We start from the raw sequence: 11,228 nt of genomic DNA, 5'->3' as shown, positions 1-11,228 counted from the left end.
TGCATCAAAAGCGCGCCGCATACGCATTGCTCCGTATATCGGCGCCCCGGCCTCCTTTTATCTTCCATGACGCGCCGCACCGTCGGCGCTGTTTGTCTGTTATGGAAGTTCGGAGGCCGTCATGGATCGCCTGGGCAATGAGTCGGGCAACGAGCCCGGCAGCGGGCCAGGCAGCGTGTCCGGCGGGATGCCGGGTGCCGGCATCGTCCACATCGTCGACGACGATGAGCCGGTCCGCGACTCGCTGAAAGCGCTGCTGGAAGCCTTTTCCTTCGATGTGCGGGACTTCTCGTCCTGCCGCGAATTCCTCGACCGTTACGACGGAAACCCCAAGGGCTGCCTCGTTCTCGACCTGCACATGCCGGTGATGAGCGGGCTGGAGTTTCTGGAGCGCCATCGCGGCGACCTGCACGGCATGCCGGTCATCATGGTGTCCGGCCGCGGCGACCCCGCCACCTTCGCCCGTGCCCGCGAGGCCGGCGTCATCGCCGTGCTGGAGAAGCCGTTCGACGAGGACCAGCTGATCGACATGCTGAACGGCCTGATGCCGGCCGCCGCCTGATACGGCCACCCGATATGTAGGTACACTTACGTACGCAAACTTCCTTAGGTACATCACCGAACTGCACAGGGCGACAGGGGAAAGTTAGCTTCGGGCCATCGGATGCACACCGGAACGAACCGGACCGCATCGCACCGTCAAGGCCGAGGTCACCATGTCCACGCACGCCGCCATTGCCGCCCACGCCAACCGCGCCGTCCCTGGTTACCTGGTCTCCGCCCTGGCGATGACGCCGAACGCCGCCCTGGGCGCAGGTGGCGGCGCCGCCATCCAGCCGCGCAACCCCGCCGACCCGCTCGCCAGCCTGGGCCACGCCAAGGTCTACGAGCGTGAGATCACGGTGTTCACCGAGGGCGATGCGGCCGGTTCGGTGTTCCGGGTGATGAGCGGCATGGTCCGGCTCTACAAGATGCTGCCCGACGGCCGCCGCCAGATCATCGGCTTCCTGCAGGCCGGCGACATGATGGGGCTGGCCTTCGCCGCCCAGTATCTCTACACCGCCGAAACCGTGACGGCGACCACCATCCAGCGCATTCCGCGCCTGGAGCTTGACGCCCTGATGGATGCCCAGCCGGCCTTCGCCCGCAAGCTGCTGTCGGCCACCACCTCGGAGCTGATGGCCGCACAGGACCAGATGGTTCTGCTCGGCCGCAAGACCGCCGCCGAGAAGGTCGCCACCTTCCTGCTGCGCCTCAGCGACCGCAAGTGCGGCGGCAAGGGAGACGATTGCACCATCGACCTGCCGATGGGCCGTAGCGACATCGCCGACCATCTCGGCCTGACCACCGAAACCGTGTCGCGCACCCTGACCAAGCTGAAGTCGAGCCGCCTGATCCGCATCCTGGTCGGCGGCAAGCTGGACCTGCTGGACCGCGACGCCCTGGCCGACCTCGCCGGCGGCTTCTGACCTCCACCGCACCCTTTTCAAATTCCTGACCGCGCACGCCGGGCGCTCCAAATGATTTTTGGGCGTCCCGAAGCGCGGCGGCGCACCCGAACGGTGCCCTTCCCCACACATCACCGCGACGGCGTCATCGCACGGGCCGCGGACAGCAAGTGGATGATGACCATGACCGTTAAAACCCTTTCCGACCTGAACGCCCTGATTGCGCGGGTGAAGGCGGCGCAGGCGCGCTTCGCCGACTACCCGCAGGAGAAGGTCGACCTGATCTTCCGCAGCGCGGCTCTGGCCGCCGCCAACGCCCGCATCCCGCTCGCCAAGATGGCGGTGGCGGAGACCGGCATGGGCGTTATGGAAGACAAGGTCATCAAGAACCACTTCGCCGCCGAATACATCTACAACAAGTACAAGGACGACAAGACCTGCGGCGTCCTGTCCGAAGACAACGACGCCGGCATCCTCACCATCGCCGAGCCGGTCGGCCTGATCTGCGGCATCGTCCCCACCACCAACCCGACCTCCACCGCCATCTTCAAGGCGCTGATCGCGCTGAAGACCCGCAACGGCCTGGTCCTCTCCCCTCATCCCCGCGCCCGCAAATCGACCTGCGAGGCCGCCCGCCTCGTGCTCGCCGCCGCGGTCGAGGCCGGCGCCCCCGACGACATCATCGGCTGGATCGACGAGCCCTCGCTCGAACTCTCCAACGCCGTCATGCACCACCCCGACATCGCCCTGATCCTCGCCACCGGCGGGCCGGGCATGGTCAAGGCCGCCTATTCGTCGGGCAAGCCCGCCATCGGCGTCGGCGCCGGCAACACGCCGGCCGTCATCGACGAGTTCGCCGACATCAAGCGCGCGGTGGCCTCCATCCTGATGTCCAAGACCTTCGACAATGGCGTGGTCTGCGCGTCCGAACAGTCGGCGGTGGTGGTCGAGGCCGTCTATGACGCCGTGCGCGACCGCTTCGCCCACCATGGCGGCTACATCCTGTCGCCGCGCGAGGCCGACGCCGTGCGCAAGGTGCTGCTGACCGACGGCCATCTCAATGCCGACATCGTCGGCCAGCCCGCCCACGCCATCGCCGCCATGGCCGGGCTGAACGTCCCGCTCGCCACCAAGGTGCTGATCGCCGAGGTCACCGACGTCGACGACAGCGAACCCTTCGCCCATGAGAAGCTGTCACCCACCCTGGCGCTCTACCGCGCCAAGGACTTCGCCGAGGCCTGCGACAAGGCCGCAGCCCTGGTGGCGCTTGGCGGCATCGGCCACACCTCGGCGCTCTACACCGACCAGGACCGGCAGGCCGACCGCATCCGCCATTTCGGCGACAAGATGAAGACCGCCCGCATCCTGATCAACACGCCGTCGTCCCATGGCGGCATCGGCGACCTCTACAACTTCCGCCTCGCACCCTCGCTGACGTTGGGCTGCGGCTCGTGGGGCGGCAACTCGATCTCGGAGAATGTCGGGCCGCAGCATCTGATCAACAAGAAGACGGTGGCCAAGCGGGCCGAGAACATGCTGTGGCACAAGCTGCCCAAGTCGATCTATTTCCGCCGCGGCTGCCTGCCCTTCGCGCTGGAGGAGCTGCGCGGGAAGAAGCGCTGCCTGATCGTCACCGACCGCTTCCTGTTCGAGAACGGCCATGTCAACGACAGCGTCCGCGTGCTGAAATCGCTGGGGCTGGAGGTCGAGACCTTCTTCGAGGTTTCGGCCGACCCGACGCTGGCGGTGGTGCGCAAGGGCGTGGCGCTCGCCAACGCCTTCCAGCCCGACGTGATCCTGGCGCTGGGCGGCGGCTCGCCGATGGACGCGGCCAAGATCATCTGGGTGATGTACGAGGCGCCGGAAGTGGCGTTCGAGGATCTGGCGCTGCGCTTCATGGACATCCGCAAGCGCATCTACACCTTCCCCAAGCTCGGCATGAAGGCGCAGCTGGTGGCGGTGCCGACCACCTCGGGGACGGGATCGGAGGTGACGCCCTTCGCCGTGGTGACCGACGAGCGCACCGGGACGAAGTACCCGATTGCCGACTATGAGCTGACGCCGAGCATGGCGATCGTCGACGCCAATCTCGTGATGGACATGCCCAAGGGTCTGACGGCGGCGGGCGGCATCGACGCGGTGACCCATGCGCTGGAGGCTTACGTCTCGGTGGTGGCGAACGAGTATTCCGACGGCCAGGCCCTGCAGGCGCTGAAGCTGCTGAAGGAGCATCTGCCCTCGGCCTACCGCAACGGGTCGCAGGATCCGAAGGCGCGGGAGCTGGTTCACAACGCGGCGACGCTGGCCGGCATCGCGTTTGCCAACGCCTTCCTGGGGGTGTGCCATTCGATGGCGCACAAGCTGGGTGCGGAGTTCCACATCCCGCACGGCATCGCCAACGCGCTGCTGATCGCCAACGTGATCCGCTACAACGCGGCGGACATCCCGACCAAGCAGACGGCGTTCAGCCAGTACGACCGTCCGAAGGGCGTGGCGCGCTATGCGCAGATCGCCCGCCATCTGGAGTTGGGCGGCAGCCGCGATCATGAGCGGGTGGAGAAGCTGATTGCTTGGGTGGAGGAGTTGAAGCGGGCGCTGGAGATCCCGGCCTCGATCCAGGCGGCGGGGGTGCCGGAGGCGGCCTTCCTGGCGCGGGTCGATGCGATTGCCGAAGCCGCCTTCGACGACCAGTGCACCGGCGCCAACCCGCGCTATCCGCTGGTCGCCGAGATCAGGCAGCTGCTGGTCGACAGCTATTATGGGCGCGCCTATGTCGAGCCGGCGGGCGAGCACACCCCGGCCGAGCTGACTGTCGTCGGCCAGAAGACGGCGGCCGAGTAACCGGTCTCTCCCCACCTCGACGCCACACAACGGGGATCGCCCTGTCGGAAACAATCGCTCCGACAGGGCGGTCCCCGTTTGCCTGCGGCCGGACCCGCTCAGCGCTCCGATTGCAGGCCGCTCTCCGCCACCAGATCGGCGATGCTGACGATGGGCATCGACTGCTCTTCCGCGAAGACGATCAGCTCCGGCAGGCGGGCCATGGTGCCGTCCGGGTTCATCACCTCGCAGAGCACGCCTGCCGCCTTGTGTCCGGCCCGCGCCATCAGCTCGATGGTGGCTTCCGTGTGGCCGCGGCGGGCCGCCAGCCCTTGCGGATGGGCGCGGATCGGGAAGACATGGCCCGGCCGCGCCAGATCCTCCGGACGGCAGTCGTCGGCGATGGCGGTGCGGATCGTCGTCACCCGGTCGGCCGCCGAGACGCCGGTGGTGACGCCCTCGCGCGCCTCGATGGACACGGTGAAGGCCGTTCCGAAGCGCGAGCTGTTGGCCGGCACCATCGCCGGCAGTTCCAGCCGTTGAAGATGCTCGTCGGGCAGGATCAGGCAGACGATGCCGCTGCACGCGCGGATCAGCAGCGCCATCTGCTCGACGGTGATGCTGTCGGCCGGGTAGATGATGTCGCCTTCATTCTCGCGGTCGTCGTCATCGACGACGATCACTCCTTCCCCCTGCCGAAGGCTGTCGAGGGCGCGGGCGACGCGTTCGCCCGGCGTGCCGAAGCGGGCGAGCAGGTCGTTCTGACGATAAATCTGATTCATGGTTCTCACATCCACTGAAGGGTGAGCCTGAATCAGGGCGCAAAGAGACCTCCAGCGCGCCGGACCGGAACCCGACGCGATGGCGCGAACCGGCGACGGCGGGCTTGCTCGCGGCAAGCCACCGGCGCGGTCTGCTCATTCTCTTCCATCCGGACTGTAACCGTCGGCCCCGGCCTCACACCGGGTCTGCTGACCTCACCGCCAAAAACCGGTGAGCGCTCGCGGGCTCCCCTTCTGTCGAAGGGATACCGCCGGTCGGGAGTTTCACCCTGCCCTGAGAACAAGCTTATATCGCCGACCGGGATCGGCCGACCGCGTCACCATTCCGCAACCTGACGGCCGCTGTCAAGGGAGCAGGACGGCCCTTTCCACCGTGCGGCAGCGCGGGCGCCCGCTCATTTCACCAGTTCCAGCGCGGTGTCGCCGTCGACGATCAGCCCGCGCGCCACCCCGCTGGCGAGGAAGGCGCGGGCGGCCTGGAGCTTGGTCCGGCCTGCCACCAGCGCCACCGTGTAGGTCTGCTTCAGCCCGTCGAGACCGAGCGCCAGCGTGCGGTGGTTCAGCGGATGATCGACCGCCTTGCCGTCCCGGTCGAAGAACAGCCCGTTGGTGTCGCCGACCGCCCCGGCCGCCCGCAGCTCCGCCAGTTCGGTGGCGCTGATCATGCCCTGCGTCCGCAGGAGCGACGCCTCGCGCAGCTCGCCGATGGAGATGTAGGCCACCGTCGTCGACCGCGCGAGCTGGAGCGCCGTCTGCACCGACTGCTGCGACAGCAGCACGTCGCGCGCCTCCAGGCTGTCGGCGATGAAGGGCACCGGCAGGAAATAACCCTCAGCCCCGGTGGTCCGTGCCAGCGCATGCACCACGTCGAATGGGTTGTAGGCCGAGCGCGCGGTCAGCGACCCCATCAGGCTGATGAATTTCGCCCGCGGCGCGCTGACCCCCGCCATCTGCAGGGTCATCTGCTCCAGCGTCCGGCCCCAGCCGGTGCCGACCACCGCCTCCTCCGTCTCGGCCAGATGGCGGCGCAGATGGGCGGCGGCGGCGGCCCCCACCGCCCGGAAGGCGAAGGGGGCGAGCAGCGCGTCGTCGCGGTCGCCGCCGGCATCCTGGGTCAGCGCCGGCGTGCAGATGCAGACATCGAGCCCATAGCGCTCGCGGATCGCCTCCTCCACCGGCAGCAGCCCGACATTGGCGGAGTTGATGGTGATGCTGACCATGCCGCTGTCGCGGGCGTCGGACAGCAGCTTGTTGACCCGCGCCCGGGTGACGCCCAGCCGCCGCGCCGCCGCCTCCTGGTTCAGGCCGCCGACATAGTACAGCCAGGCCGCCCGCGCCATCAGCACCTCGTCCTCCGGCCCCTCGCTGGTCCCGTTCCGCATCGCGCGCTTCCCCCTCTACCCCTATCAGGTGACAAATGTATCTTGTGTTGACATTTGTCACGCCCCACCACAAGCTCATCGTCGCCGGCGCAAGACCGGCATCGAGAATTCGCCAGCCAGATAGCTGGCAATGGGAGGAGAATGGAAATGAAAAACCGGCTTTCCGGAATGCTTGCGGCTGTCTCGATGGTCGCGATGATGACCGCCGCGGGTGCGGCGCAGGCCCTCGACATCGCCTGGGTCCATGCCAACGCCGCCGCGCAGTCCGAACAGCGGGTGAAGGCCGGCTTCGACGCCTGGACCAAGCAGAGCGGCAAGACCGACTGGAAGATCAGCGTTCTCGACAGCGGCGGCTCGGGCGAGGCGACCGCCTCCAACATCCAGGACGCCGCCAACCGCGGCGTGAAGGCCATCGTCATCACCATGGCCGACCTGCGCGCCAGCCGCGCCGCGCTCGACGCCGCCAAGGCCGCCAAGATTCCGGTCTTCGCCGTCGATTCCGGCTATGTCGACGGGGTTCTGGTCGACGTGACCACCAACAACTGGGCGATGTCGGCCAACGTCTCGGTCTATCTGCTCGACCAGATGGGCGGGCAGGGCAACCTCGTCTTCCTGCGCATGGCGGAGCACCACGGCACCCGCAAGCGCGGCGACGTGATGGCGACGGTGCTGAAGGAATATTCGGGCGTGAAGGTGCTGGCGGAGCACAACATCAACTACACCGCCTTCTTCGAGGACACCAACCGCACGATGGAGGATTACGTCGCGCGCTTCGGCAACACCATCACCGCCGTCTGGGCGCCGTGGGACGAGCCGGCGCAGGCCGCCGTCAACGTCATCAAGGGCGCCGGCCTGAAGAACGTCAAGGTGATCGGCATCGACGGCCACCCGCAGGCGGTCGCCGAGGTCTGCAAGCCCGACAGCCCGATGATCGCCACCGTGCGCCAGCCCTTCGAGGAGATGGGCAAGACCGTCGGCCAGTGGCTCGACGACGTGGTGGTGAAGGGCAAGCCCGCCGCCGAGGTGATCCCGACCAAGACCGTCTATCTCGACGCGCCGCTGATCACCAAGCAGAACTGCAAGCAGTTCATGTGACCGGAGGCCGCCGGCCCGGAGTGGCGGATCCCTCCGCACCCGGGCCGGCGGCGGCAGGCTTCATTCCTTGGAGGTCGCCATGGAAATCCATCTGGCCGACATCGCCATGCAGTTTCCGGGAACGCGGGCGCTGGACGGCGTGGACGTCGTCTTCCGCAGCGACGAGGTGCATGGCCTGATCGGCGAGAACGGCGCCGGCAAATCGACGCTGGTCAGCATCCTGGGCGGCAGCCTTCAGCCCAGCGGCGGCACCATCGCCGTCGACGGGCGCGCCGTCCGCTTCGGCTCGCCGCAGGACGCGCTGTCCCAGGGCATCGCCCATGTCAGCCAGGAGGGCAGCCTCGTCCCCGGCCTGACCGGGGCGGAGAACATCCTGCTCGGCGTCGAGCCGCGCCGCATCGGCGGCATGATCCGCGCCTCCGCCCTGAAGGCCCAGGCCTCGGCGCTGCTCGCCACATGGTTTCCGCAGGTCGACATCGACCTCGGCTGTCCGGTGGCCGAGCTGCCGATGGCCGACCGCAAGGTCATCGAGATCGTCCGCGCGCTCCGCGGCTCCGCCCGCATCGTCATCCTCGACGAGCCGACGGCGACGCTGCCCGCCCGCGAGAAGGAGCAGCTGTGGGCGATCATCCGCACGCTGCCTGGGCGCGGCGTCGGCGTGGTGCTGATCAGCCATTTCCTGTCGGAGATCAAGGCGCTGTCTCACCGCATCACCGTGCTGCGCGACGGCCGGCGCATCTGCACGGAATCCGCCGACGCGCTCGACGAGCAGATGCTGGTGGACATGATGCTGCGCCGCAGCGGCTCCGGCCCGCAGCGCAAGTCCGAAGAGGCGGCGCGGGCCGGCCGCGGCGAGGTCGTGCTCGACATCTGCGACTGGCGGGTCGGGCGGCTGCATGTGCCGCGCTTCACCCTGCATGCCGGCGAGATCGTCGGGCTGATCGGCCTGACCGGCGCCGGCCATTTCGGCTTCGCCCGCTCGCTGCACAGCCCGTCCGGCGTGCGCTGCGCCGGGCTGGCGGTCGGCGGCCGCCCGGTCAAGCCGGGACCGCCCGCCCACATGCAGGCGGCCGGCATCGCGCTGGTCCCCGACCACCGCATGGAATACGCGCTGATCGGCGAGTGGACCCTGCGCGAGAATCTGGCGATGGTCCATCCCGGCCATGGCGCCATCGCCGCCGGCATCCTGTCACCCGGCCGGGAGGAGGCGGAATCCCGCCGCATCATGCGTCTTCTCAACGTGAAGGCCCATTCCTCCGGCCAGCTTCTGCGCACGCTGTCGGGCGGCAACAAGCAGAAGATCTCCATCGGCAAATGGCTCTACGGGGCTGAGGGCCGCTATCGCGTGATGATCTTCATCGAGCCGACCGAGGGCGTCGACATCGGCGCCAAGGCCGAGATCTATGCCGAGATGCGGCGCCTCGCCGCCACCGGCGTGGGGATCGTCATCGCATCCTCCGACCTGCTGGAGATCGAGGCGCTGGCGCACCGGGTCATCCCCTTCCATCACCTGCGGCCCGGCCCGGAAATCCCCGGCACCGGCTTTTCCGAGAGCGCGTTCATCGCCGCCATCTCCGGAGCCGCCCCGGCGGCTGCCACTTCAGGAATCCCAGCATGACCGACACCGCCACCGGATCCCCTCCCCAGCCACGACCGGCTGTTCGGGCTGCGCAAGGAGCATGTCCAGCGCTACAGCACGCTGGTCGTGCTGGTCGCCATGTTCCTGGTCTTCTCGCTCGGCGTCGACCGCTTCCTGACCGGACAGAACCTGCTGAACATCGCGCAGCAGATCTCGATGCTGACCATCGTCGGCGCCGGCCTGACCTTCGGTTTCGCCGCCCGCGAGATGGATTTGTCGGTCGGCTACACCGTCGGCCTTGCCGGCGTGCTGGTGCCGCTGCTGCTGGTCAAGGGCGTGCCGCTGCCGCTCGCCCTGCTGGCCGGGCTCGGCGCCGGTCTGGCGGTCGGGGCCGTCAACGCCCTCCTCGTCACGCTGGTCGGCATCCCGTCGCTGATCGCGACGCTGGCCGTCGGCTCCATCCTCTACGGCATCAACTTCCTGATGACCGGCGGCCGGGCGATCTATGGCGGGCTGGACGAGGTCTATCTCTGGCTCGGCCAGGGGCGCGTCGCCGGCATCCCGGTCCTCGCCTTCTTCATGCTGGCCGCGGTGCTGGTGGCCTGGTTCGTCATGGAGCGGACGATCTTCGGCCGCTACATCTACGCCGTCGGCGGCAACCAGAAGGCGGCCGAGCTGTCAGGCATCCGGGTGCGCAAGTATCGCGCCGCCGCCCTGGTCGTCTGCTCCCTCTTCGCGGTGATGGCCGGCACGCTGCTCGCCGCCCGGCTCGGCTCCGGCCAGCCGAACGCCGGCGAACGCTACCTGCTCGACGGGCTGGCGACGGTCTTCATCGGCATGACCATGTTCCGGCCGGGTACGGCCACCGTGCCCGGCACCTTCTTCGGTGCGCTCTTCATCGGGGTCATCAACAACGGCCTCAACCTGATGGGGATGGACACCTACATCCAGGCGATCGTGAAGGGCGTCATCATCCTTGCCGCCGTCGCCGTCGTCTCGCGCAGCACCAAGCTCAACCTTCTTTGAAATCGGAGTCTTCGATGTACGAGGCTGACCTCCGGGCTACGGCCGGCCGCACTGCGGTGGGCCGGGTCGGGGCGGGCGCCAACACGCGCCTTCCCGAACTCTACCGGACGATGCGCCGGATTCCGCACCTTCGAGGAGCGCGTGGGCGAGCTGTTCGTCCGCGGCCAGTCGGCCGGTTCCATGCTGCACCTGTCCATCGGCGAGGAGAGTGCCGCCGCCGGTGTCTGCGCGAACTTGCGCGACGGCGACAGCTTCACCACCCACCACCGCGGCCATGGCATCTTCCTCGCCCGCGGCGCCGACCCGGCCCGCATGATGGCGGAGATCGGCGGCAAGGAAGCCGGCTATTGCCACGGCAAGGGCGGGTCGATGCACATCGCCGACATGGGGCTGGGCCATCTCGGCGCCAACGCCATCGTCGGCGGCGGCATCCCGGCGGTGGTCGGCGCCGGCCTCTCCGCCCGCCACCACAAGACCGGCGCCGTCAGCGTCGCCTTCTTCGGCGACGGCGCCACCGGCCAGGGCATCCTCTACGAGAGCATGAACATGGCCGCCCTGTGGGGCCTGCCCTGCGTCTTCGTCTGCATCAACAACCAGTACGGCATGGGCACCAACATCGCCCAGGCGACCGCCAACCCCAACCTGCACGAACGCGCCGCCGCCTTCGGCCTCGCGGCGGAGACGGTGGACGGCCTCGACGTCGAGGCGGTGGCCGAGGCCGCCGAACGGCTGGTCGAAGGGGCGCGGGCCGGCAAGCCCGCCTTTCTGGCGGTGTCCTGCTACCGCTTTTACGGCCATGCCCGCAAGGACAAGTCGCCCTACCGTGACCCGGCGGAGGAAGAGGCCGGCCGCCGGCAGGACCCGGTCGCCTTCGCCCGCGCAGCATTGATCGACCGCGGGCTGGAGTCGGAGAGCGAACTGGACCGGCTCGACAGCGAGATCGGTGCCGAGATGGACGCGACCATCGATTTCACCGTGGCGCAGACGGAACCGCCGCTCGCCTCGATGTTCCGCGATGTCTATGCGCCCGAGGAACCCGAACCCGAACCGGTGCGCGCCCGCATCGACCGCGTTCTGGCGCGGGACTGAGGAGACC

At 68.4% G+C, this 11,228-nt stretch carries 9 protein-coding genes and 1 riboswitch; of the genes, 7 read left to right on the top strand and 2 right to left on the bottom strand.

The window, feature by feature from the left end:
* The first annotated feature begins 121 nt into the window (after nucleotides 1-121).
* From ABNQ40_RS04410 to adhE, 3 genes are all read left to right on the top strand, one after another.
* A complete protein-coding gene (locus tag ABNQ40_RS04410; protein ID WP_247879936.1) occupies nucleotides 122-562 on the top strand; it encodes a response regulator transcription factor in 441 nt (146 codons plus the stop codon).
* Between the two features lie 154 nt (nucleotides 563-716).
* Nucleotides 717-1,469 (top strand): helix-turn-helix domain-containing protein, encoded by a 753-nt coding sequence (locus ABNQ40_RS04405; RefSeq protein ID WP_109051037.1) that lies wholly within the window; start codon nucleotides 717-719, stop codon nucleotides 1,467-1,469.
* A 162-nt stretch (nucleotides 1,470-1,631) separates the two neighbouring features.
* The gene (adhE, locus tag ABNQ40_RS04400) at nucleotides 1,632-4,289 is read left to right on the top strand and encodes a bifunctional acetaldehyde-CoA/alcohol dehydrogenase (protein ID WP_391345613.1); all 2,658 of its coding nucleotides are present in this window, start codon (nucleotides 1,632-1,634) and stop codon (nucleotides 4,287-4,289) included.
* A gap of 98 nt (nucleotides 4,290-4,387) precedes the next feature.
* Here adhE and ribB read toward each other — a convergent pair whose 3' ends face one another.
* Both ribB and ABNQ40_RS04390 read right to left on the bottom strand, forming a co-directional pair.
* Complete coding sequence (ribB, locus tag ABNQ40_RS04395) at nucleotides 4,388-5,050, bottom strand: 3,4-dihydroxy-2-butanone-4-phosphate synthase (RefSeq protein WP_109049761.1); 663 nt, start codon at nucleotides 5,048-5,050, stop codon at nucleotides 4,388-4,390.
* A 133-nt stretch (nucleotides 5,051-5,183) separates the two neighbouring features.
* Nucleotides 5,184-5,336, bottom strand: a riboswitch (FMN riboswitch).
* Between the two features lie 109 nt (nucleotides 5,337-5,445).
* Nucleotides 5,446-6,432: a sugar-binding transcriptional regulator gene (locus ABNQ40_RS04390; protein ID WP_199235321.1), complete on the bottom strand. Its 987-nt coding sequence runs from the start codon at nucleotides 6,430-6,432 to the stop codon at nucleotides 5,446-5,448.
* Nucleotides 6,433-6,579: 147 nt separating this feature from the next.
* Here ABNQ40_RS04390 and ABNQ40_RS04385 point away from each other — a divergent pair, with 147 nt between their 5' ends.
* The 4 genes from ABNQ40_RS04385 to ABNQ40_RS04370 all read left to right on the top strand — a co-directional run bounded on the left by ABNQ40_RS04385 (nucleotide 6,580) and on the right by ABNQ40_RS04370 (nucleotide 11,221).
* The gene (locus tag ABNQ40_RS04385) at nucleotides 6,580-7,527 is read left to right on the top strand and encodes a substrate-binding domain-containing protein (RefSeq protein ID WP_199235320.1); all 948 of its coding nucleotides are present in this window, start codon (nucleotides 6,580-6,582) and stop codon (nucleotides 7,525-7,527) included.
* Between the two features lie 79 nt (nucleotides 7,528-7,606).
* Entirely contained in the window at nucleotides 7,607-9,145 is a 1,539-nt protein-coding gene (locus tag ABNQ40_RS04380) for a sugar ABC transporter ATP-binding protein (protein ID WP_391345610.1), read from the top strand.
* Between the two features lie 87 nt (nucleotides 9,146-9,232).
* The gene (locus tag ABNQ40_RS04375) at nucleotides 9,233-10,132 is read left to right on the top strand and encodes an ABC transporter permease (protein ID WP_391345608.1); all 900 of its coding nucleotides are present in this window, start codon (nucleotides 9,233-9,235) and stop codon (nucleotides 10,130-10,132) included.
* A 141-nt stretch (nucleotides 10,133-10,273) separates the two neighbouring features.
* Nucleotides 10,274-11,221: a thiamine pyrophosphate-dependent dehydrogenase E1 component subunit alpha gene (locus ABNQ40_RS04370; RefSeq protein ID WP_391345606.1), complete on the top strand. Its 948-nt coding sequence runs from the start codon at nucleotides 10,274-10,276 to the stop codon at nucleotides 11,219-11,221.
* Nucleotides 11,222-11,228: the final 7 nt, after the last annotated feature.

It is taken from the genome of Azospirillum sp. A23, assembly GCF_042938965.1.
Taxonomy (GTDB): Bacteria; Pseudomonadota; Alphaproteobacteria; order Azospirillales; family Azospirillaceae; genus Azospirillum; species Azospirillum melinis.
Note: the sequence above shows the minus strand (reverse complement) of the source record. Positions and strands in the feature narration are given on the sequence as shown.

Coding starts and splice junctions, on each gene's coding strand:
- ABNQ40_RS04410 (WP_247879936.1), top strand. CDS start 122: ATGGATCGCCTGGGCAATGAGTCGGGCAACGAGCCCGGCAGCGGGCCA.
- ABNQ40_RS04405 (WP_109051037.1), top strand. CDS start 717: ATGTCCACGCACGCCGCCATTGCCGCCCACGCCAACCGCGCCGTCCCT.
- ABNQ40_RS04385 (WP_199235320.1), top strand. CDS start 6,580: ATGAAAAACCGGCTTTCCGGAATGCTTGCGGCTGTCTCGATGGTCGCG.
- adhE (WP_391345613.1), top strand. CDS start 1,632: ATGACCGTTAAAACCCTTTCCGACCTGAACGCCCTGATTGCGCGGGTG.
- ribB (WP_109049761.1), bottom strand. CDS start 5,050: ATGAATCAGATTTATCGTCAGAACGACCTGCTCGCCCGCTTCGGCACG.
- ABNQ40_RS04380 (WP_391345610.1), top strand. CDS start 7,607: ATGGAAATCCATCTGGCCGACATCGCCATGCAGTTTCCGGGAACGCGG.
- ABNQ40_RS04390 (WP_199235321.1), bottom strand. CDS start 6,432: ATGCGGAACGGGACCAGCGAGGGGCCGGAGGACGAGGTGCTGATGGCG.